The organism is Chitinophaga polysaccharea (genome assembly GCF_902150045.1).
Classification (GTDB): Bacteria; Bacteroidota; Bacteroidia; order Chitinophagales; family Chitinophagaceae; genus Chitinophaga; species Chitinophaga polysaccharea_A.
This window is the reverse complement of record NZ_CABFVU010000001.1, coordinates 452,514-475,238: the sequence shown is the minus strand read 5'-3', so window position 1 is coordinate 475,238 and position 22,725 is coordinate 452,514. Positions and strand designations below refer to the sequence as shown.

The window sequence follows — 22,725 nt, the reverse complement described above, 5'->3', positions numbered from 1 at the left end:
GTTCTTTTATTTTAAGAGAAGATAAAACATCAGTGATCGATTACGATCACGTTGGCTGTTTTTTTCTTTTTTGCAGATGCCATTAACAGCAATGGCAATGCCGCAAGGAATATAAGACCTACCAGCAGGAATGCATCGCTGAAGCTCAGCAGGGTGCTTTGTTTTATCACCGAGCTATCCAGCAGCTTCAGTGCTTTATGATGCGCATCTGTTGCGGCAGCGCCTTTACCGGCAAAGTAATGGGCGTAGCTGTTTAACCGGTTGGTTACAGCGGGATTATCGGTAGCGAGATTACTTACCAGGTCCATCCGGTGTTGGGCATTCCGGTTGGCCAGGTAGGTATTCACCATAGCAATACCAAACGAGCCGCCCAGTTGCCGCATCATATTATTTAAGGCGGCTCCCTGCGGGATATCTGCCGGCGCAAGGGAAGATACGGCCAGTGTGGTAAGCGGCACTGTAACCAGCGCCAGCCCTACGCCCCTCCAGATGAGGGAAGTGGTAATGGCAGCAGCACCGGCATCCTGGTTGAGGGCCGACATCTGCCAGCTGAATAGAATAAACAATCCCATTCCTGCCACAATAAGGAATACCGGCGATACCCCGCGCTGCAGCAGCCGCGCGGAGATGATCAGCCCGCCTATAGCAAGACAGGCGCCGGGCAACAATAACATACCTGTTTGCAGCGGTGTGAAGTTGAGCAGCCGCTGTGCAAATACCGGCGTAAGAAATACGGAACTGAAAATACCCATACCGGAAACAAACGTCAGGATGGCTGCAATGCTCAGGTTCCTGCTTTTCAGCACACGAAGGTTTACCACGGGCTCTTTGATCCGCAGTTCCCACCACACAAATATGAGAAGTGCAAACCCAGCGATGACAGACAGCCAGGTAATATAGGCCGCTTCAAACCAGTCGTCGGTTTCCCCTCTTTCCAGCACTGTTTGCAATGCGCTCACTCCAATGGCTAGCAGCAGGATACCGGTCCAGTCGATACGCTTGCCCGGCGGCGCCTGGGCAGGCTCTTTCAGCAGTATATAGCAAAGTGAAGCCACTGTGATACCTATGGGCACATTGATGTAAAAGATCCAGGGCCATGAATAGAATTCAGTGATATAACCACCTAATGTAGGCCCGATAGTGGGACCAATAAACACGCCTATGCCAAAGAGTGCGCTGGCTACATTCTGTTTTTCCTTGGGGAATAATTCAAAAATGATCACCTGTGATACAGATAGCAATGCACCGCCGCCAATACCCTGCAGGAAGCGGAATACCACCAGCATCCAGATGTTGGTGGCCTGTCCGCACATCAATGAAAAAAAAGTAAAAGCTATTATAGAGCCGATATAATAATTGCGCCGGCCAAGTTTTCCCGCCAGGAAGCCGGTAATGGGAATAATGATCACATTGGCAATGGCGTAGGCAGTAATGACCCAGGAGGTATCTTCCAGCGTGGAGCCAAGGTTGCCGCTCATATGTGATAAGGCTACATTTACAATGGAGGTATCTATCAGTTCCATGATAGCCGCTGTGATCACCGCCAGGATCAGTACTGTACGTTTCATTGCTGTTATTTAATATACCGGTTGGTATATTCAAGTATAAAATTTTTTTACTTCTCCCTGCTGTTCATTGCTTCCAGGGCAGCTGCTGCTGAGGTGCGCGATAACTGATAGATCTGTTCTGTATTGCCTACACGGATCTCATATTCATTTTTGCCGAGTGCAGCCAGCAGCTCAGCAGCCACTTGTGCAGGCGGGATGCCATTGGCGCCGCCTATTTCCTGGGAGAAATCGGTATTTACCAGGGGAGGCATCAGTTCAAAGATGTGCAGTTTGGGAAATGTAACACGCAGCGACTGTGTATAGGAACGCAGGGCGGCTTTGGTGGCGGAGTAAGTGGCTATCCCAGCACTGGGTGCAAAAGCCACAATGGAAGTAACATTCACAATAGCGGCTTCCGGCTGCCTGTTGAGTATGGGCAGCAGTTTTTCGGTAAGACGCAACACCGCAAAAAAGTTGGTATCCATTTCTTCTGCTGCTTTTCCTGCTGCATTGGCGTTTTCCGACAGCTCATAGGCAAAAGCGCGGCCTGCGTTGTTGACCAGGATATTTAAAGAAGGGTATTCTTCCTGTAAGGTGGCCACCAGCTGCGTTACCGCCTTATCGCTGGTTACATCGCTCACAATACCCCTTACACCGGGCAATTGTTGAACGGCCTTTTCCAGTCGTGCGGCATCCCTGCCGGTAATAATCACCTGGTTACCCTCCCTGGATAATTGCTTCGCTATTTCCAGTCCGATACCCGCGCTTCCGCCGGTAATAAGTACAGTGTTTCCTGTTGTTTTCATTTTGCTTTGTTTTTATATACCGATTGGTATATTTATAAAGAAAAAAATTGTCTTACAATTCGTTGATCATTTTTTCCACAGACTGCATAATACTGTTACGGTAATTTATTTTACCGGTCAGCTTGGCAATCATGATACATCCTTCAATAGTGGCAATCATGGTGAGTGCCACCTGTTCACTGTTCACATCTTTACTGAATTCTCCCGCCGCTATGCCTTTCTCGATCAGGCCGGCAATGAGCCCTTTCCAGGTAATGACAGCATCCGCTGCTTTCTGTTTCAGCAGGGGATGGGTGTCGTCTGCCTCGATAGCTGTATTGAGAATAGGACATCCGCCTGCAGGAAACGGGTGTTTCAGGAAGTTCTGGTACACATGTACATATACCAGCAGCTTATCCCTGCAGGTATCTTTTTTATCCATTTCCTGCCGGATAATAGTGCCCACTTTTTTCAGGTTATAATCAAAACAGGCCAGGGCCACCTCGTCTTTGTTGGCGAAGTTGCCATAAATACTGCCCTTTGTTAACCCCGTGGCATTGGTCATATCATTCAGAGAAGTGCCGGTGTAGCCCTTCTCATTAAAAACAGGGGCTGTCATCTCCACAATAAACTGTCTCGTTTTTTCTGCCTTATTCATAACCCTCTTTCTTTTGACGGTACAAAAATATACCATTCGGTACAAAATTAAAAATAAATTTTAGGAAGAAGGAGAAGCCGTTGTATAACAGGGCCTGCGCAGCAATGGCTGTAAATACAGGATGTTCTGCAGAAAGCACAAAGTTGCCCCCGGTAGCCAGGCAACGGTATACTTTCCGGCAAACCGTTTCGTAATCTGCCACGTCGTGCAGCGCCAGTGAGCTGTACCATGGTAAAACGGAGCGGCTTTACAGGCAAGCCCGTGCCCGTGCGGTGGAAGCTACGGAGACAGGCATATCATATAACGTGAAATTTATCCAGAGATTGAGGCGCAGGGTCAACAGCTTTTTCCTGCTCTACCTATTGCGAATGAAGAACAAGGATGCTTATTTATTAATCTTCAAACTGACAATTAATTTCCGGGCACATGAATGCACAACACCATATCTAAAGGAACCTGCCTTCCGTAAAGCAGGCGGAACAAATCATCTTCCCAAACTGTTATCTGCCATAAAGAGGCAAAAAGACGAGCCGGCTGGCAATACGGCAACAAAATTGCCTTTCACCTTTTACAACAAAGATCATATTATGAAACATATTGTTGTTATCGGCGGTGGATTTGCAGGAATTAACCTGGTAAGAAAACTGGCCCGCAAAGAAGAATTTATGGTTACGCTGGTTGACCGGAATAATTATAATTATTTTCCACCGCTGGTATACCAGGTGTCTATGGCGTTCCTGGACCCCACGGATATCAGTTACCCTTTCAGGAAATTGTTGCGTAAAAATAAAAATGCACGTTTCGTGATCGGCGAATTCCTGAAGGTAATACTGGAAGAAAAAAGAGTGGTGCTTTCCACTACCACTCTTTCATATGATTACCTGGTGCTTGCTTATGGTACCGCCACCAATTATTTTGGGATGGAAAATGTACAGCGTTACGCAAAGCCCATGAAAACAGTGAACGATGCACTGGAGCTCAGGAATCACTTCCTGCAGATCATGGAAAAGGCGGCGCTCACCACCAACCCGGAAGAAAGAACAAAACTGCTCACCATTGTAGTGGTAGGTGGAGGGCCCACCGGCGTAGAAGTATCCGGCCTGCTGGCGGAGCTGAAAAAAGAAGTGGTACCAAAAGATTATCCTGAAATAGCCGGCAAAGGATATGAATCGCATATTTACCTGGTAGATGGTCTTCGGAAAGTACTGGCCGCTATGAGTGATCAGTCGCAACAGGATGCATATAATGCCCTTCTCAAAATGGGGGTGGAAATAAAGCTGGGCATGCAGGTAAAAGATTATGTAAATGATACGGTGATCTTTTCCAACGGGGAAACCATTGCTACCAAAACAGTGGTATGGGCGGCAGGTGTAACAGCTCCTGCTATAGAAGGCATTCCGGCGGAATGTTATGGCAGGGGAAAAAGACTGGTGGTAGATGAATTTAATGAAGTAAAGGGATTGAAAGATGTTTTCGCGATAGGCGACATCAGCCTGCAAACTACTGATCCTGCATTCCCCAACGGGCATCCGCAACTGGCCCAGGTGGCCATACAGCAAGGCACGCGGCTTGGGGAGAATTTTGTGGCAATTGCAAGATCCCGGGCCCGCAAACCTTTCCGTTATTTTGATAAAGGCAACATGGCCATTATAGGCCGCAATAAAGCAGTAGCAGATATTCCGAAACCCAGGCTTCACTTCAAAGGATTTATCGCGTGGTTTATCTGGCTTTTTATCCACCTCACTTTCCTGGTGAGTTATGGCAACCGTTTCAAAACATTGTATAACTGGATAGTGGCCTATTTTACGAAAGATCAGTCGCTCCGTTTAATATTAAGACCGCTGAAAAAGGATGAGATCCTTTAACCTGCCGGTTTAATAACCAGCTAATGAATATAACGCCTGTATATACCGGCAAACACGGCCGCATCTGATGACAATAACCACTGGTAATTATTATATGTCATATCGGTTGACAGATATTTGAAATGATTGTAGCTATAATCCCCACCAGTAAGGGTTACGGGCAGCGTTGCCTGGCATATTTCCCCTGTACTTTTAAAGCACGAATTATTTATTTTTGGAAGCCGGTTTACAACTGACATACAGCTGTCACAACCCGTTTGGATATTTGTTTCATCAAACAGAAAAACTATGAAACAGATCATCTTTTTTTTAACGATAGTTGTTATAACAGTATCTGCCATTGGACAACCTAAAACAAAAACCTATATGTACACTGTAAAGCCCTTCAAAATTGACGTACAGCAAACTGTACTGGACGATCTCCAAAACCGGCTCCGCCAAACCCGCTGGCCCGATGCGCCCGACAACATTGGCTGGAAATATGGCACAGACCCGGTATTTCTCAAAAGCCTGGTTGCCTACTGGCAAAATGGTTACGACTGGCGTAAACAGGAAGCCGCTCTCAACGCCATCCCGCAATTTACTGTAGAAATAGACGGGACAACCATTCACTTCCAGCACATCAAAAGTAAAAATCCAAATGCCAGGCCCTTGTTGCTCCTGCATGGCTGGCCCGACTGCTTTTACCGCTATCACAAAGTGATCCCTTTATTAACAGGAGATTATGACCTGGTGGTGCCTTCCATTCCTGGTTTCGGTTTCTCCAGTCATGTAGCCATGACGGATGATGGCTCTGCGAAAATTTTTGCTACGCTGATGAAAGATGTGCTTGGCTACAAAAACTTCCTGGTGGCAGGAGGGGATGTGGGCAGTGGCATCGCTAAATCGATCGCCAATCTTTATCCGGAAAACGTTGCAGCCGTTCACCTGACGGATGTTGGGTATCCAAACGGTTCGGAAGACTGGAGCACCATGTCCAAAGCCGAGCAGGAGTTTGGACAGATCATCCAGAAATGGTGGTTCACGGAAGGCGCCTACTCTTTGCTGCATGCTACCAAGCCGCAAACGCAGGCCTTTGGATTAAATGACTCTCCTGTGGGCCTTGCCTCCTGGATCCTCGAGAAGTTCAATACCTGGCGCACACCCGATGGTACTATTGAAGATCATTTCACAAAAGATGAATTGCTTACCAACGTTATGATCTACTGGGTGAGCCAAACCATCAATTCATCTATGCGTACGTATGCTGTTGGGGCCTTTCAGCAGCTGGCTTCCGGCCAGAAAGTGAATACGCCCACCGGCGTAGCCATATTCCCCGGCGATGCTCCAACCCCGAAGGAATGGGCGGAAAGAAAAGTAAACCTGAAACAGTTTACGGTGATGGAAAAAGGCGGTCACTTTGCAGCCCTGGAACTGCCAGAGTTGTGGGCGAAAGAGGTGGATGGGTTTTTTAAGCGTAATGTGGTGAAGTAAGCAGGTGTAAACAGGAATTAAAAAGGACAGGCGGCTAAGAGCTGCTTGTCCTTTTTTTGTGCCCGGAACCCCTATGGAGCTATGTACAGGTTGTACTGAACAACGGACAATAACGAATACTAATAATTCCCCTGCCTATTTCCGCAGAAATACATATACATTGCCTATTGTGGCTCGCTGATCATCGATCATTGTTTCTTCACAATTCCCAACCAGCAAGTCCAGTTTGCCATCTTCGTTCCAGTCGTTAGTAGCTAACCTTACACGATAACCGGGATAAGGCTCCTTTTCTCCCGTGGGCCATACTGATACGCCCGGGTAGAAATCCCTGCTATTTTTCGCTTTGCCCCGGAAGAACATGATGCCGCTTGATTCAGTGCCTACCAGTAAGTCCATAATGCCATCTCCATCCCAATCAACCGGAAGCGGATCGCTTTTAGAGCCTGCTGCTACAGGCTTTCCTTCCGCGTTCAGTGGAACCGTTTTAGCAAACTTGTAGGCTGTTTGCGTTCCAATATTCTCTGTATACATCACAGCGCCCTCGGCATTGCCCCAAACCAGATCATAGTCTCCATCGCTGTCAAAATCAATAAAATTGGCAGTTCGCATCAACCAGGTTTGATTACCCGGGGCTAGCCCATGTTCCAGCTCAGGCTGTGCCAGCTTTACTCCTTTTTTAAATTGCATGGGATGCTTGCCGGTCCCCTCATAAAAATTGATGAAACCTCCTGAGAACTGACCTGATATTACGTCGGTTATACCATCGCCATTCAGGTCCGCAAACGAAGGATCAAATCCAATGCAGCAAAACGGAGGAACTTTCGCATCCTCTCCACCAGCTTGCAGGTAAGTAAAATTTTTGAACTTCGGCGCCTTATTTGTTCCTGTGTTCAAATAAATACGTGCGCGTCCATCATCAAATTCGCCAGCCACCAGATCTTTGATACCATCACCGTCATAGTCTATTACAAAAGGGGCGGCATGTCCTATACTGAGAACAATAGGTTTTCCATCGGCCTCAATTTTAAAACCGGGCTCAAGTTGTGGCAAGTCTTTATCATTTTTTAACACTTTGTTTTGTACTAACAATAGCACAGGTAATATAAACAGTAGCTTCATTGTAAAGATATTTTGTAATTATTATCGATAGTCCGATAGTGGATGGTTATTTATTCAGCAACTGTTTTATTGTATTGACAGGAATGGTTTCTTTAACGACCATTTGTCCGTTTATGTCCCGTGTGCTGGAAACTACGCCTACCAGTTGTCCTGACTGGTTAATGATAGGCCCCCCGCTTGATCCTACCGCATAGTCGGCTGTAATTTCCATCCTGTCACCTTGTGCTGTTTCACCTGAGACATTCCTGGCTATTGCTCCCTGGCTATAATAATAGTACATACCTTCGGGATGGGTGATGGCGCACACGAAACTGCCTTCCTGTGCTGCAGTACCCAAAGGAATGGGGTCCAGTTTATCGTTACCGATTGCCAGACGAAATATGGCCACATCGCCTTCTTTGGAGTATGCAAGGACTTTGTCGATGGCATATATTTTCCCGGCAATCGTCGATACGTAATAGAGGCTGTCTTTTGTCAGGCTCTCACCGGGCTTTTCAAGCAGGTCGTCCAGTACATGGTAATTGGTGACGCATACACCATCTGAAGTAATGGCAAAGGCTGTTGCTATAGGTCCCTTATGCGTTTTATTGCAATTGCCACAATTATAACACTTGCCTACCACCAGTACGCCCTGCTTACGTTTATTGAACAACTCTTCTCCCGCCAGCTTTTTGTCGTCTGCTGATTTGGGAAGATGTATGTTTTCTGCGACCGGCATATTGTTTTTCAGCAACTGCGCTTCCCCGGCGATTTCCTTTATCGGTTTAAATGATTTGCTGTCCAGTAACTGCTGGGCGGAATTTTCAATCTGTTTTGTGAATGCCTTTCCATGCGTATACGACATTACGGTTTGTCCATTTATATACTGCATGAAGCTGAAAAAAAAGATGAATGGCAATAGTTTTTTTGAAGTGTTTTTAGACATTGTTAGATAATTTAAAAGTTTAGTTACTATTTTAATGCGTTCAATTCCGAGATGCTTGTCCGTGGAGGGGATGCTGGAATATTGAACCGGAAATACCTTGCTGAAACGGCTTTCGGGAACCAGGCAGTTTTGATGTCAGGGTACTGTTCATTGGAAAATTTACTGGTCGGCAGCCCGAGGTAAACACATTCTTTTTTCCAACTGTTGCCATCGTTACTGGAAGATATTTCGATTGTGCGGGGATTCCATTCTATGCCGTTTGGGTAAAAAGGCGTAAAGGAAAAGCCCCGGACATTCTGCACCAGCCCCATGTCCAGCGTGATAACTGCCTCCCCGTTAGAGCCGAATGTCCATGGCGTCTGGATTGACCCGTCCAACAGATATTGGGTAGAACGCCAACCGGGACCACTAATTTTCCATCCGGCGCGACTTATTGTGTTGGATGCATCGATCCTGGATTTCGGTGCGGTAATATAAATGCTGTTAAGGGTTTTATACGCCCTTGTACTGTCTTTCAGCTTTAGCAGCAGCAGGTAATCACTGTAAGGATTAAGTTTAGAAGAATCGGTAAGTTTGAAATAGGAATCGAAGACACGTTGGCCTGCGGGTATCGTTACAGTTTTTGGGCATTCATAAGCGCCGTCGGGAAAAGGCTCGTAGGCGGTGTTATGGTCGAGATTATACGCATCAATAAATGCCTTTTCGGTAACCGCCTCCAGTTCCACCTGGATGTGACGGTTTACTTTCGGGGACAGCGACAAAGTAAAGCCAACGAAAGCCTGCTCATCGTCCTTAAAAACTGAAACGTTGTAAGAAGAGTCGTTAGACAACGATATACGCAGATCTGTTACGAACACTTTGTATTGTACAAACACCAGGCTGCTTTTCAGGCGGTCATTTGAGGAACTGACTTGTAATCTGACAGGGACAGTAATGATATATGTACCTGGCTGCTTCAAACTGGAAGCATCTTTCAATACTACCCTGATGGAGTCGGTGGACCTTGTTTGGCCGGCCTTGATAGTTACCTTGCCATTTCCCATTATTGTAAACATTCCTGGCCGGAGCCGGGGAGGGTTGATTTTGTAGATGCTGTCAAACACCTGGCCCAACCAGGGATCCTCATCAACGGAGGCGGTTATCTCCACATCTGTCCGGGCTGGGATGACAAGTACTGCCGGAATGACGGGGGGAGATTCCTTAATATGCAAACCAATGTTTCCCAATACGCTATCGCCTTCGTTTATGGAGATAATAATGCTGGAATCAGCCAGGTTGTCAAGTACATAAGCGGTCACTTCATCTTTAACCGGGGCGCTGTCTTTTTTGCATGCGTTGAAACATGTACAGCAACCTGCCATCACGAGGGCAGACGATATAACAGTATTTATTAATTTGGAAGCTTTCATTGGGCGTTATCTTTCATTTTGAATGATGGAGGGATTGTTGGCGATCGTCTTCGGCGTAAAAGGCATCAGGTATTTGGGCGAGAGAGCCGGAAGAGTGGCTATCACGCTGTCTTTAGCACTCACTCTTGTAAGGTCCAGTTTGAACCTTGGGTCCCTGTTCAGTCTTTTAAGATCAAACAACCGCAGGCCGCCATGAAAAAAAAGCTCCCTCCTTCTTTCCTCGAGCACCAGCGTGAGGGCGTCTTTACCGGGAGACACAGTTAACGGGGTATAGTCTGCTTCGTTAAACCGGGATTGCCTTAGTCGGTTTAATAGTGCTACTGAACTCACCTCATCTCCTTTCCTGGCCAGGCATTCAGCCTTAATGAGCATCATTTCAGCCACCGTCAGGCTGTAATTGAATTGCATGGAGGAAATATTCCCATCGGAATATTCTTTATATGCAACATGGTTTCCTTCGTCCGGTTCGTCAAAGTTGACAACAAACCGCATGTCACTGGTTCCGAGGAGATCTGACAAGGCTATACTGGCATATATTGTCTCACTAAACCGCCGAAAATATGAGTGGTCAATATAAACCCTTGCCAGCAACACTTCGGGATTTTTTTCCTGGTCCTTGAGGGTAAATGGTTTTTTGTCGGCAGCATAATTCAGTAGCATACTCCTGATCTTTAATGCTCCATCTGCAGTCTCCAGCGCTTTTTCATAATCGCTCATCAGCAGGTAGGTCCTCGCCAGCATGGCATATGCTGCCGCCTTGCCGGGATGGATCACATCCACGCCAAAATCCGGTAGCGAGGGGGTATTTATCGCCAGCTGAAGGTCCGTCAATATTTGATCATAGACTTCCTTTACCGTGTTCCGCCTGGGTTGTTGCGTAGCATCCGGGTGAAGTACGAGTGGAACTGCAAGGTCCTGGCCTGCGCTGGCGGGTTGATAGTCGGGGCCGTAGATATTGGCCAGCTGAAGATAATAATAGGCCCGGTTGATGCAGGCCTGTGCTTTTACAATAGCCTTTTGCCCGGCTGTGTCACCGGTAGCTTTTTCAATATTGTCCAGGATCACATTCATGGGTAGTATCAGCTGGTAGGTGCCATTGTACATTTCATCGTCATCGGAAGGCCGCCACACCTTGGACGCCCAGGCGTAGGTATTCATGTAATAAGCCACTGCGGTATTCCCGGAATTCATCACCTTGTCGGAGAGCCATACATCGTCGCCCGCGAAATCGGCCAGCATGTAATTGGGTGTCGCAAGACCACTGTTATTGAGTATTTCCTCAAAATCATGTATGGTGCGTGGATTGATGTTTGTTGTGTTGTCCGGCCGTACATCCAGAAACTTTTTGCAACTACTGACCAGCAACACCAGTGATATGATAAATATGAGTTGGAAGATTGGTTTCATTTGCATAGTGATTTTTTTCCTTGTTAAAATCTCGCATTAATACTCAACACGTATTGCCTGGGCGTGGGCGAGCCGATCACCCCTGTATTGCTCACAGTTTCAGGGTCCAGGTGATATTTGTTCCAGGTCCATATTGCTACGTTTAATACCTGTGCGGACAGTGACAGGCTTTTGATGGCCCTTTCTACACGCTCTCCAAGAGGGAAATCGTATCCCAGCTGAATTTCTCTCAGCCGCACATGGTCTGCCGGCATCAGGCTGTTGTCGGAATTCGGGATGAGAAACTCCCTTACAGGGTCAGGTTTGGCAATGGCCGCGACATCTGTAAAGGCCTCATCGCCCGGTTTTCGCCAACGGTCTCTGATGGCAATGTTCCTGTCGGGCTCTGTTGTCAGTACCGGCATATATCTTCTCATGATATGCCCGAATTGGAACAGTATTCTTACAGTCGCAAAGAAGTCGCCGAAGCGCAGGTCCTGGGTCAGCCCGCCGGACCAGGGAGCCAATGTTCTGCCCAGAGATACCACCGAAAGGGAATCCGGTATAGTTACTTTTTCATTTTTCTGATTATAGATCCGCGGATTACCGGCTGTGTCCAATCCTGCCCAGCGAAATCCCCATAAGTTATCGGAGCTGTAGCCGTTATGCTGGGCCGACAGATAGGTGGAGGTTAGCGTAAAGTTCACAGGTGGCGCATCGATCACCTGGTTGATGTTATAGGCAGCATTTGCTGTTACATTCCAGTCGAATTTCTCACCGCGAATGATGCCGGCCATTATCGACATTTCCACCCCTTTGTTCGCAGACTTGCTGTAGTTTAGTTTGGAAGACAACCCTGTAGCCGGGTCTGTAGGCGCTTTTCCGTTTATAAGACCGGCAACGGTTTTGTTATAGTAACGCAATTCGGTCGTGAACCGGTTATGTAACACACCTGCGATCAGCTTTATTTCCTTGTTGATAATAGCAGGCGGTAATATCCCCTGTGTATTGTTAGCAGGCATGCTGAACCCACCACCGTCTGAAAGTGAATTCGCCTTCGTGGCGATATTCAGGCCCTGGTAGGAGTTGATATTCTGTAGTGTTGCTACAACGCTGAGCATGCTCATAGCAGGAAAACGGAACCAGGGCTCACGGGCGATGTCATACATTGCACGGGCATTCCATTGACCCGAATCGCTACTATTATTCTTTGTATAATCAAGGGACAGCATCACGCGATTTTTGGACAAACCTAATTTCACCCCACCCCTTAATTCACGGTAGGTTTGACCACTTAATTCTGTTTTGTTAACGCCGGATAAGATAATTGCAGCATTATTCCATAAGGGCTGCGATTGCCTGCTGGCGTTAATCAGCACTGGCGGCAGGCTTGCAGCTCCTGTTTCTGAAGCGCTGACATTCAGCTCAAGCTTGCTGATCCAGGATACCTTGAAAAACGATTCATTCCCGATATTCCAGGAACCGTTGAAACTTTTCGTGGTAGTTGACGTGTAAGCAGGAGACTCTCCGAAATTTGGAGTGAATATGCCGGAGTAGGATGCTCCCAATAAAAAGCGGTCGAGGTAACTATATTCAATCTTGGCATCCATGGCTATATTCCGCTTATAGCTGTTGGTTGCAAGTGTTGGCACCAGCAATTGCCGCGGGTCTATGGAACTCTCACTATAGTTGTTAAAACCCGGAGTTGATCCGATCACAACAGGTAGACCGCGACCCGTTGCAGGATCATACCCGTAAAGCGTGTATGTTGGGAGAGTGACATCTTCTCCATTGGTGAGACCACCATCGATACTGGCCGACAAGGCATGAGCGGTTCCGAACGTATGCTTGAAATTCAACCCTGTGCGTATGTTGAGCATTTCCGTACTACCCTGCCCTTTTTTCATGATATCCCCTTTAGGTATATGGAAAATAACACCGGGGGTATTCCCGTAAAGGATCTTTTCTCCATATTGATTTATCAATGTCCTGCCCTGGCTGGAGGTAGCTGCCGTGTAGTCGGTTTTATAGCTTTTTGATCGCTGGTAGGTGATATTCGCAGACCAACTGAGCCCTTTGGCTAGTTGCCAGTTGATGTTCAGGTTGGAATTAATGTCATTCCGGGTCAATGTGCCGTTATTTGATCGTGTATCCTCCAAAGGATTGTATCCTCCGGCAAAATACCCTGCCTTCATCATCTCTTCATTCATATCGGGCGTAATATTGTTATCATAATGGTAAATGTAGCCGCCTTGTGGATCCAGTAACAGCTGGTATGGATCCCAATTTATTATTTGGGGTGCACTGCTCATCTTCTTGTCCTTATTGAAGTCGGCCATAAGGGTTATTCTCAGTTTGTTTTTTAACAACCAGAGGTTATGCTTCATATTGAGGCTAAGTTTTTGGCCTTCATCGCTGATCCCATGATTGCGGTCTGAGCTCCAAAGTCCGGACACCATAAAGTCGTAATTACGCATGCCCATCGTAAAAGACAGCGAGTGGTTCTGAAGGAGCTCGTCCCGCTGCAGCAACCTCATTTGGTCCCAGTTGGAGATTTGTGCGAGCGAATCCCACTTTTGCTGAAACGCGGCCTGCGTCAGCTTTCCCTTATAAAGATTATATAAGGTCACTTCAGCGGGAGACAAAAACGCAGGCATATTATAAGCCTGGCCACCGAGATCGGGTAAATAATCCGCAATACGCTTGTCATAGGCCTCTTTGTAATAATCCAGCATGTCTGCCGAGGAAGCCAGCCTTAACTTTTCTGCGCTGATATCGGGTGCGTGCTTATAATAAACATTGCTGCTGTAGTTGATTTGCGGCTTGCCTTTTTGGGGAGGTTTGGTCACAATTAAAATTACACCACCGGCCGCTTTGGGGCCCCATTTGAGGCATTCCGCGGGATCGCTGATCACTTCAGTAGATTCTACGTTGTTCATGGGTAGGTCCGCAGGAAAATCATTCCGCGGAAAACCATCGATTACGACCAGCATTCCGGACGTTCCCCCCGCAAAGGAATTGACGCCTCGTAGTTCAGGTATAACACCCGTACTACTGGTAGTGGTTTCTGCTTTATACACTGTAATAGTACCATTATTCTCATGGAGCTGTTCAACAGTCCCGTTGTTCACTGCTCTTTTAAAGTCCTCGAAAGTTGGGTATTTGTTTCCCCAATATTTATCGTGTTTCAACATCTCTTTATATAATTCTTCAAGGGACTCCGCCCCCCCGGAGTCATACGCTTTAAGTTCACTTGTATTTGTCCGGCTTCCTCTCCGGAGTGTTAGCCCGGGAACAGCTCCTTCCAACACCTGGCCAAGATTAAGATGCCTTTTATGCCGCAGGTCCACCTTGGTCCCCACAGCTTTCCTGCTTTCAATGCTGAATTCCCTGAGCGTGTTGACACCGGCTTCCAGTTTTACCACGGGATTTTCAGCAAGGGACCTGAGCGACAATGATCTTTCCTGGAAACCCACACAACTGAACTGGACCATTGTTTTATTGTCGGTGCAGCTGATGATGAATGCTCCACTTTCATCGGTGATGGCTGACTTTCCCTTCTTTACTTTTACGGTACCACCCACTACCGGCCTGTTTTTTTCATCTACCAGGCGCCCCCTGATTGTAATGAGCGATGGCTGTTCCCCAGGAGGCAACGGGTAGGCTTTTATTTCCGCGTGTTCTTTATGCCTGATGACAATATTTTTCTCATGGATATGATAAGACAAGGGCTGGGCAGAGAAGATCGCCTCTAAGGCTTGGTCAAGCGTTGCATTTCTGACCTGGATGGTTACCGGTTGGGCCAGATCGAGGAGGCTTTTGGTGCAGATGAAACTATACCCGGTCTGCGATTTGATATCTTTCATAACCGTTTTCAGCGAAGCATTGGATCTGGAAATAGTAAGCTGCTGGGCATTGAGGGATATACTCATGTGCAACAATATCAGAATGCTTAACAATTTGCCGGAATACGCCGGAATACGCATGATAACGCCGCTTATATAACAAGTAGAAAATTTAAACATTTTTCATAGACATTTTAGGTTGATAATTCCTACTTAGGAAAGACTCGTTACAGTTGACTAATGAATCATGAATTGCATGCCAGTATTGGTTATGCAGTCAGACTATCCAAAAGCTTATGCCTTACCGGGCTTCGGAGGCTTTTCATTTTGGATGGATTGAATTTTTTAATCGTTGATTCCATACAGCTAGGCGACCCTGAAAAACTCCCGAGAATAAATTGTAATGACTGATTGGCTATTTCATTACGTTAATAGTTCTCCCTTCAATCGTGAAGTGGGCGCCACCGGTAGAGGCCAGCAGCGCCAATACTTCCACGATATTGTTGGTTTTTGATATTGATCCTATAAATTTTTCTGTTGGCTTTTCGCCCCGGTAAATAATTTTTACATCATACCAGCGGCTGATCCTTTTCATAATGACTTCGATCGGTTCGCCGTCAAACACAAATTCGTTGTTCTTCCAGGCAAGGGCCGCTTCCAGGTCGGCAGGTGCAACCTGCCATCTGCCAGCCCCGGAGAAAACGGATTGCTGGCCGGGCTGCAGCACCACCCGACGCTTGTCCTTAGTGGGTACCGCTTCCCCCACGCCTATGCTGACTTTACCTTCAACCAGGGTTGTAGTGGTTTGGGGATTGTCCGGGTAATGTTCAATGTTGAATGCGGTACCCAACACTTCAACATCCTGGTTACCTGTGCTGACAATGAGCGGATGTTTCTCATCTTTCACCACTTCAAAATAAGCCTCACCTTCAAGTTGCACACGGCGTTTTCCATTTTCGATCAGGTTTGTCTTATATATCAGGCGTGACGCAGCATTCAGCCATACTTTTGTGCCATCCGACAGTTGCACCTGGAAAATTTGTCCGTTGGCGGTTGCCAGCGTATTGACGCTGTTGGACTGCTTGCTTCCGGCATTGTTGTATGTAATTTGGCCGGCAGCCGTTTTAGTAATACCAGTTCCCTCTTCTTCCGCCAACACACCATTGTTTGTGGCGGACAGATTTATTTTTCGACCGTTCGACAAGGTGAGTGTAGCGCCATTTGTACCGGACAAAATGTCGCCCGGGTGGTCGATTACCACAGCATCGTTGACGGGCCGCAATTTTCCTGTATAATAATATGTGCCTGCAATAAAACCCAGTAATGCTGCAGCAACTGCCATACGCAGCCAAAATGAACGCCCGCGCCCACTACTTTTTTCAGTATCGATCGCGTACCTGATCCGCTGGTTCAGGTGCAGGATGTGGCTATCTGACATCCCGCTTTCTGTAATATCACCGGCCAGGAACTTTGCCGCTTCCCCCTCCAGCATAGCTTCCCATTCAGCTGTATACATTTTTTTTGAGCGTAATAGCATCAGGACCTCCTCCAGCTCTTCCTGGCTGCAGGTATTATGATAATATTTTGCAAACAGGTTTTTTACCTTAGTTTTCAAATTTCCATCAGTTTCTTTCTGTACTCTATACAAATGAAAAAGGCCCAATAACTACGCTGGTAAAAAATCTTTTCGCATAATTTATTCAACTGTACCATAGTCCCTATATATCAATGTTTATAACCCAGCATAAATTTTTTTTATTTTTTTTAGTGCTCTGCCCATCTGGTTATTAACGGTACTTTCGGATATACCCAGTACCGTCGCGGCCTGTTTGTGGCTTAAGCCGTTGACCCTGCACTGGATGAAAACTTCCCGGCATCCGGGGGGCAGACTAACTATCGCATCACTCAGCAGCTTGTTTGTTTCCTTTACAAGTAGTATTTGGTCCGTAGAAAGAGGATTCGTGATCACATCTTTTTTAATTTCAGCAAGAATATGTTCTTCACGGCGCACACGGTTAAGGAGATTTATAAGCGTCCTGCGGGCTATTGTGTACAGATATGCTTTGAAAGACTGTTCGGGATCCAATCTGTTCCGGTGCTCCCATATTTTAATAAAAGTATCATGAATGACATCTTCCGTCAATGCCGGCGATTTGGCTGCCCTCAGGATAAAATAGCTGAGCGGCTTCACGTGGAAGAAGTATAATTGGCTTAACGCCTCCCTATCACCCTGCCGAAGGAGTGCGACTAGTTCTTTTTCAGCATGCATTTGACATTCAGTTTGGGCAGAAATAATTTACTTCGATGCGGCGGCCGGGAAACGTTTGTCACAAACATCGGCAAGAACGCAGGTATTAGGATTTGACACCATTTTACTACGCAATGACAAATTTTCGGAGATATCTGTAATAACGGTGTAAGCATGCTATCCTTCATCCTGTATTTTTATGTTTCTTTGTATCAATGATGCAGCATGCGTTAAGATTTGGCCGGAGAGTAGTGTCATTCTTTTGTAATTTTTGAAACCGGAGTGCAACAGACAGCATCCAGCGTTAGACATCGCGCTGAAGAAATGAGCGATCTTTATAGGGAATAAAAAGTTATGGCCTTGCCAGGCTCACACAAATGCAATGCTGAAAAAGACTATTATTTATGTTATGCCCATCTGGCAGGCGAATGCGAAAAAAACAAGGTCAAAAGAATAACCAGAAATGGTTAGGAACAAACGATAACGACCTATCAGGCTAAAGCATGCCAGGGATGTTCATTAAGGCAGATGTGCCATGAGGGGCAAACAAACCGGGTCATAGAAGTAAATCATAATTTTAACCGTCTTAAAATACAGGCAGACAGACAATTAAAAGGGAAGAAAGGAATACAGAAACGTAAACAGCGGTGTTATTAACGAAGAAGCCGTCTCTTGTTTGAGACGGCTTCTTTATATTTCATTAATATCCTTTTGTTGGTACCAGGTTGGGATTATTTCTCAACTCCGTGCTTGGTATTGGGAATAAAAGCTCCCGTTCCGTTAAAACCGGGCCATAGGAAAACTTATGACCAACGTAGTTATCAAAGCCCTTCGTTTTTACGTTAAATGCTTTACGAAGACGCACCATATCAAACCAGGTAACATTTTCAAAACATAGCTCATACCAGCGTTCCCGCCAGATGGATTCCCGTAATTGCTCTTTAGAAAGCCCCGCCAATGTCGGCAAATTTGCTCTTGTCCTTACCAGGTTCACCGCATCATAAACTTTTGCTCCCGGCCCGTTTACTTCATTGGCTGCTTCCGCATATACAAGCAATATATCGGCGTACCGGATCAGCGACCAGTTGAGATCGCTGTTGGCAGTGGTAGTTTGCGCTGCCACGTCAAAAAGCTTATATATAAAGTATCCGCCCAGGTTCACTTTCAGATTCCTGTTGTCCTGGTTAGTGAATTCAGTGAAAAAGAACTGACCTTCCTTGGCACGCAGGTCTGCGGCATCATATGACTTTACGAAATCGGCTGTTGCATAAATACCTCCTGTTTCGGCTGAATAGGCGGAGATGTTTTTGTTGTAAGGAATAATGAGCGATTGCCAGGTTCCGGGAATGACCTGTGTTTTGTACTGGATCATAAAGATATTTTCCTCAGTGTTTTTCTTCGCCGGGTTATGCAAATCACCATACGTGTCAAATAACCTGAATTGTTTTGAATCCAATACTTCTGCTGCTTTTTTTGCCGCCAGGTCGAAGTACTGGTTCCCTTTTTGTAAAGGGTAGCCTGCCATAGTAAGGTATACCTTTGCCAGCAGCGATTTTACGGCACCCAGACTTACCTTGCCGCTGGCGTCTTGCCAGGGCAGCCCGGCACTTTCTGCGGTTATCAGATCTTCCACAATCAATTTATAAACATCTTCAGGAGCCGCCTGTTTGGGCCTTAACTGCTCCGATTTCAGATCAACAGGCTCTGTGATCAGTGGGATGTTACCAAACATCTGCACAAGGTTGAAATAGTACCAGGCGCGCAAAAAATGAGCTTCGCCCAGCAGGCTTTTGGCTTCTGCCGCATCCATGGAAATGCCCGGTATTCTGGCTATAGACAGATTGGCGTTGCTAATGCCTTTGTAATAGTTCCTCCAGTAGTTTTCCCCGTATGCATTATCCGCTGTATTGTGCAGGTCTTTTATAAAATAGCTGTTAACAGCCTGCCCGAGATCAGTAGCGGCCAACCCGGTAGCAAATTCCGTCATTGTCCAGGGGCCGCCGTTAAAATCGCCGCTCATGGGATCCCGTAAGCTGGCATAGATGGCGTTTACCGAGCTTCTTGCATGTTCGGGCTTTGTAAAATAAGTATCTTCTGTATAGTTGCTGGGATCCGTTTCATCCAGAAATTTCCGGCAGCCGGCCATAAATAATGCTCCGGTTGTTAATACCAGCAGTCCGTATTTTATTATTGTTGCTTTCATGATTTTTCATTTAAAGTTGGTACTGTGTTATAATCCCACGTTAAGACCCAGCATAAATACCCGTGGCTTTGGATAATCGTATAAATTCAGTCCCTGGTCGAAAGGAGAGCTGGAGTTGGAAACTTCCGGATCGTATCCCTTGTACTTGGTGATCAGGAAAAAGTTTTGCACGGAAGCGTATACTCTCAGGCGACTGAGCTTTAAAGCCGAAGCTGCGGCTGACGGAAATATATAGGCCAGCAACAAATTACGGCCACGGATAAACGATCCGTCGGTTACTTTGTGGCTGTCGTTATTAGTGGTGTAATAGGCGTTAATAGGCCGTATCTGCGCGATGGGCGTATTCTGGTTCGTTTCTGTCCATGCATTGAGCACGGTTTTATAACTATTGGCTATACCTTGCCTGTCTTCTGCAGAATGTATACTTCTGTCGAGCACGTCATTGCCGTACATAAACTGGAGGTCTACTGTCAGCGACCATGCTTTATATTGAAAAGTGTTCAGGAAGGTGCCGTATCCATCAGGTATACCTCTTCCGATAATGACCCTGTCAAGGTCGTTTATTATGCCATCGTTATTGATATCTTTATATTTTACATCGCCGGGCAGCATATTGTATTTCTTTGCTTCATCGGCTTCCTTACTGCCCCAGGTACCGAGATGCACTCTTCCAAAGAAAGAGCCAACCGGTTCGCCCACCCTGATAATGCCGTTGCCGGAGGCTATATCACCATTGGCTAAAGCGAGCACCTTATTTTTATTGACGGAAATGTTGAAGGTGGTGCTCCAGGAGAAATTATCTGTTTGGATGTTGGTTGAATTAAGACCGAGCTCAAATCCCTTGTTTTCCATACTACCCACATTGGAGAAAATTTTATCACGGCCGCTGGTGTAAGGTAACGGCGCGTCCAGCAGCATACCGTTTACTTTCCTGCGGTAGAGGTCCAGTTCCAGATTCAGCCTGTTGGAGAATAAGCCCAGTTCAAGCCCGAAATCCACCTGTTTGGTTTTTTCCCATTGTAAACCCGGGTTGGCAATACGGTCAATACCCACACCGGAATTCCGTGCCCCGTTGAAAATAACGCTGTAGTTTCCCATGCCCGCAAGCGCCCTGTAGGCCGGTATTTCGGAGTTGCCGGTAGCGCCGTAACTGGCACGTACCTTTAAATTGGATATTGCAGCAACGCTCTTCATAAAATCCTCTTCTGTTACTCTCCAGGCGAGAGCCGCAGATGGAAAGAATGCAAACTGGTTATCACTTCCGAATTTGGATGAGCCATCCATACGGCCGGTAAAAGTGACCAGGTATTTATTCCGGAAACCATAGTTGATACGGCCGAAATAGGAATTCAGCCCGTTGGCGGTTCCCACAGAAGAAGGCGGCTGGGGACTGGATCCCGCACCAAGATTGTAATACCGGTAGTAAGAATCGGTGAAGCCCTCTGTGCTTGCCTGGTTTTCAAAACGGTCAATATGTTGCCACGATACCCCTGCCATAGCATTTAAACTATGCACCTTTGAAAACTGCCTGTTGTAGGTAAGATAGTTTTCAAACTGCCAGGAATTGTACCTGTTATTATTAACGAAAGCATTTCCGTTGTCTGAAATGTATTGCATTCCTTTAGCAGCGAAATAATCTTCTCTTTGGTTAATGATGTTCACACCAACGGTCGACTTCAATTCCAGTCCCGGGGCCAGGTGAATATTTGCATATAAATTACCAAGAAGGGTTTGGGTATGCAGAATGGATATCCTGTCGGCTGCTACCCTTAATGGGTTATCACCGCCTTCCATTCCGGGATAGTCCCTGTTACTGGCCCATGTTCCGTCTGCATATTTTACGGGGATAATAGGCAAGGCTTCCAGCACCTGCCGCATCATGGTAATACCGCCCCCATTAAGCTGGTCTACCTGTTTTTCCCGCTGATCGGTATAACTCATTGTACCACCAATTTTCAGCCAGTCCTTTATCTGGCTGTCGTATGCCACGCGGCCGGCATACCGGTCCTGCCAGGAGCCCCGTGCCAGTCCTTCCTGGCTGCGATAGTTTAAGAAAGCACCTATGCTTCTTTTTTCGTCGCCATCCGTAAAGCCAAGCTGATGGTTTTGTGTAAATGCTTTTTGAAATGTTTCGTCCTGCCAGTCGGTATCATATAAAGGGTTTCCCTGTGCATCAAATAATTTAGGATTGGTGCGTTTGGTTTTGGGATCGGTGTATTTTGTTCCTGTTGCCCATCCTACGGGGTCATATTTCTGAGCGTTGGCATAAGCCAGGTCCTCCACTGCCAGGAACTCTTTTGCATTGAGCAGCTCCAGTTTCCTGGGCAATACGCCTATACTGAAATCCGGGTCATAGGTGATTTTTCCACCGGATGAATTACCTCTTTTGGTGGTAACAAGAATAACGCCGTTTGCACCCCTGGCGCCATAGATCGCTGTGGAAGAAGCGTCTTTCAGTACTTCGATGGAAGCAATATCATTAGGATTGATATAATCAATGGGAGTGCTTCCGTTTCTCAGATCTACAGGGTTCAGGATCACACCATCAATTACATACAGCGGGTTATTGGAAACGCTCAGGGAGCTTGATCCACGGATGCGGATATTGGTTCTGCCGCCTGGTCTTCCTGAGTTGGAAGACACATTCACCCCGGTTACACGGCCGGATAAGCTTTGGTTTAAAGAAGAGGAGGGGCGTTCCTGCAGGGTTTCCGCTTTAACGGTACCAACAGCACCCGTGAGATCTGATTTTTTAGTAGTGCCATAACCTACCACTACTACTTCGTCTATCTTTTTAACCTGCGGAACAAGTTTAATCTGCATCTCCGCAGCAGTAACGCTCACTTCCTGTGTAATATAGCCGATATAAGAAACAATCAACACCGCATCAGCAGGGACGCCTTTAATGTTGAAGTTCCCGTCGCCGTCTGTAGTGGTGGCCTTATTGACATTCTTTACTTTAATGCTCACTCCGGGCACCCCGGTGCCATTCTCTTCCAAAACTTTGCCACGTACGTCTATGAGCGATGTTTGGGGGTAATTAAGCATTGCAGGATTTATTGCATGGAGTGGCATTGTTATTCCCATGAATAAGGCAAAGGTGGCATAAATGATTTTCTGGCGTAATGCCGGCAGTTTAAAAATAACCGTGGAAATGTGTTTCATAGTTAAAATGTTATTAGGTTAAATTGATCGTATCCTGGATTACCTACAGCAGTTTTTAAATATGGGATCTTACGGGTCAGGACGCACTGTGCCTATC

15 protein-coding genes are annotated in these 22,725 nt (G+C 46.5%); 3 read left to right on the top strand and 12 right to left on the bottom strand.

Going from position 1 to position 22,725, the window contains the following annotated elements:
* Positions 1 to 29: 29 nt before the first annotated feature.
* The 3 genes from FN124_RS01945 to FN124_RS01935 are packed head-to-tail and all read right to left on the bottom strand — an operon-like array spanning position 30 to position 2,990.
* Complete coding sequence (locus tag FN124_RS01945) at positions 30 to 1,568, bottom strand: DHA2 family efflux MFS transporter permease subunit (RefSeq protein ID WP_142683109.1); 1,539 nt, start codon at positions 1,566 to 1,568, stop codon at positions 30 to 32.
* A 47-nt stretch (positions 1,569 to 1,615) separates the two neighbouring features.
* Positions 1,616 to 2,353: an SDR family oxidoreductase gene (locus FN124_RS01940; RefSeq protein ID WP_142683108.1), complete on the bottom strand. Its 738-nt coding sequence runs from the start codon at positions 2,351 to 2,353 to the stop codon at positions 1,616 to 1,618.
* Between the two features lie 52 nt (positions 2,354 to 2,405).
* A complete protein-coding gene (locus tag FN124_RS01935) occupies positions 2,406 to 2,990 on the bottom strand; it encodes a TetR/AcrR family transcriptional regulator (RefSeq protein WP_142683107.1) in 585 nt (194 codons plus the stop codon).
* 587 nt (positions 2,991 to 3,577) lie between these two features.
* Here FN124_RS01935 and FN124_RS01925 point away from each other — a divergent pair.
* Positions 3,578 to 4,855: an NAD(P)/FAD-dependent oxidoreductase gene (locus FN124_RS01925; RefSeq protein WP_142683106.1), complete on the top strand. Its 1,278-nt coding sequence runs from the start codon at positions 3,578 to 3,580 to the stop codon at positions 4,853 to 4,855.
* Positions 4,856 to 5,143: 288 nt separating this feature from the next.
* Entirely contained in the window at positions 5,144 to 6,328 is a 1,185-nt protein-coding gene (locus tag FN124_RS01920) for an epoxide hydrolase family protein (RefSeq protein ID WP_260607302.1), read from the top strand.
* A 135-nt stretch (positions 6,329 to 6,463) separates the two neighbouring features.
* Here the strand turns inward: FN124_RS01920 and FN124_RS01915 are convergent, their stop codons facing one another.
* The 7 genes from FN124_RS01915 to FN124_RS01885 form a co-directional block, all read right to left on the bottom strand.
* Positions 6,464 to 7,447, bottom strand: a complete 984-nt coding sequence (locus tag FN124_RS01915) for an FG-GAP repeat domain-containing protein (RefSeq protein ID WP_142683105.1) — start codon at positions 7,445 to 7,447, stop codon at positions 6,464 to 6,466.
* Between the two features lie 46 nt (positions 7,448 to 7,493).
* The gene (locus FN124_RS01910) at positions 7,494 to 8,372 is read right to left on the bottom strand and encodes a S1 family peptidase (RefSeq protein WP_142683104.1); all 879 of its coding nucleotides are present in this window, start codon (positions 8,370 to 8,372) and stop codon (positions 7,494 to 7,496) included.
* Positions 8,373 to 8,398: 26 nt separating this feature from the next.
* Positions 8,399 to 9,781 (bottom strand): BT_3987 domain-containing protein, encoded by a 1,383-nt coding sequence (locus FN124_RS01905; RefSeq protein WP_142683103.1) that lies wholly within the window; start codon positions 9,779 to 9,781, stop codon positions 8,399 to 8,401.
* Positions 9,782 to 9,787: 6 nt separating this feature from the next.
* Entirely contained in the window at positions 9,788 to 11,188 is a 1,401-nt protein-coding gene (locus tag FN124_RS01900) for a RagB/SusD family nutrient uptake outer membrane protein (protein ID WP_185937057.1), read from the bottom strand.
* Between the two features lie 23 nt (positions 11,189 to 11,211).
* Positions 11,212 to 15,099, bottom strand: a complete 3,888-nt coding sequence (locus FN124_RS01895) for a SusC/RagA family TonB-linked outer membrane protein (protein WP_185937056.1) — start codon at positions 15,097 to 15,099, stop codon at positions 11,212 to 11,214.
* 328 nt (positions 15,100 to 15,427) lie between these two features.
* Positions 15,428 to 16,627 (bottom strand): FecR family protein, encoded by a 1,200-nt coding sequence (locus tag FN124_RS01890; RefSeq protein ID WP_142683100.1) that lies wholly within the window; start codon positions 16,625 to 16,627, stop codon positions 15,428 to 15,430.
* Positions 16,628 to 16,744: 117 nt separating this feature from the next.
* On the bottom strand, positions 16,745 to 17,281 hold the full coding sequence (locus FN124_RS01885) for an RNA polymerase sigma factor (protein WP_142683099.1): 537 nt from the start codon (positions 17,279 to 17,281) through the stop codon (positions 16,745 to 16,747).
* A 459-nt stretch (positions 17,282 to 17,740) separates the two neighbouring features.
* Between FN124_RS01885 and FN124_RS31700 the strand changes: the two genes are divergently transcribed.
* Positions 17,741 to 17,917 (top strand): transposase, encoded by a 177-nt coding sequence (locus FN124_RS31700; protein ID WP_142685442.1) that lies wholly within the window; start codon positions 17,741 to 17,743, stop codon positions 17,915 to 17,917.
* A gap of 43 nt (positions 17,918 to 17,960) precedes the next feature.
* Here FN124_RS31700 and FN124_RS01875 read toward each other — a convergent pair whose 3' ends face one another.
* Positions 17,961 to 19,463 carry a RagB/SusD family nutrient uptake outer membrane protein gene (locus FN124_RS01875; protein ID WP_142683098.1) on the bottom strand — a complete coding sequence of 501 codons (1,503 nt, stop codon included), beginning with the start codon at positions 19,461 to 19,463 and terminating at the stop codon, positions 17,961 to 17,963.
* Positions 19,464 to 19,490: 27 nt separating this feature from the next.
* The gene (locus tag FN124_RS01870) at positions 19,491 to 22,628 is read right to left on the bottom strand and encodes a SusC/RagA family TonB-linked outer membrane protein (protein ID WP_142683097.1); all 3,138 of its coding nucleotides are present in this window, start codon (positions 22,626 to 22,628) and stop codon (positions 19,491 to 19,493) included.
* Positions 22,629 to 22,725: the final 97 nt, after the last annotated feature.

What these genes read in the sequence shown, in the direction of transcription:
- FN124_RS01945 (WP_142683109.1), bottom strand. Translation starts at nt 1,568, where the DNA reads ATGAAACGTACAGTACTGATCCTGGCGGTGATCACAGCGGCTATCATG.
- FN124_RS01940 (WP_142683108.1), bottom strand. Translation starts at nt 2,353, where the DNA reads ATGAAAACAACAGGAAACACTGTACTTATTACCGGCGGAAGCGCGGGT.
- FN124_RS01935 (WP_142683107.1), bottom strand. Translation starts at nt 2,990, where the DNA reads ATGAATAAGGCAGAAAAAACGAGACAGTTTATTGTGGAGATGACAGCC.
- FN124_RS01925 (WP_142683106.1), top strand. Translation starts at nt 3,578, where the DNA reads ATGAAACATATTGTTGTTATCGGCGGTGGATTTGCAGGAATTAACCTG.
- FN124_RS01920 (WP_260607302.1), top strand. Translation starts at nt 5,144, where the DNA reads ATGAAACAGATCATCTTTTTTTTAACGATAGTTGTTATAACAGTATCT.
- FN124_RS01915 (WP_142683105.1), bottom strand. Translation starts at nt 7,447, where the DNA reads ATGAAGCTACTGTTTATATTACCTGTGCTATTGTTAGTACAAAACAAA.
- FN124_RS01910 (WP_142683104.1), bottom strand. Translation starts at nt 8,372, where the DNA reads ATGTCTAAAAACACTTCAAAAAAACTATTGCCATTCATCTTTTTTTTC.
- FN124_RS01905 (WP_142683103.1), bottom strand. Translation starts at nt 9,781, where the DNA reads ATGAAAGCTTCCAAATTAATAAATACTGTTATATCGTCTGCCCTCGTG.
- FN124_RS01900 (WP_185937057.1), bottom strand. Translation starts at nt 11,188, where the DNA reads ATGAAACCAATCTTCCAACTCATATTTATCATATCACTGGTGTTGCTG.
- FN124_RS01895 (WP_185937056.1), bottom strand. Translation starts at nt 15,099, where the DNA reads ATGAGTATATCCCTCAATGCCCAGCAGCTTACTATTTCCAGATCCAAT.
- FN124_RS01885 (WP_142683099.1), bottom strand. Translation starts at nt 17,281, where the DNA reads ATGCATGCTGAAAAAGAACTAGTCGCACTCCTTCGGCAGGGTGATAGG.
- FN124_RS01875 (WP_142683098.1), bottom strand. Translation starts at nt 19,463, where the DNA reads ATGAAAGCAACAATAATAAAATACGGACTGCTGGTATTAACAACCGGA.
- FN124_RS01870 (WP_142683097.1), bottom strand. Translation starts at nt 22,628, where the DNA reads ATGAAACACATTTCCACGGTTATTTTTAAACTGCCGGCATTACGCCAG.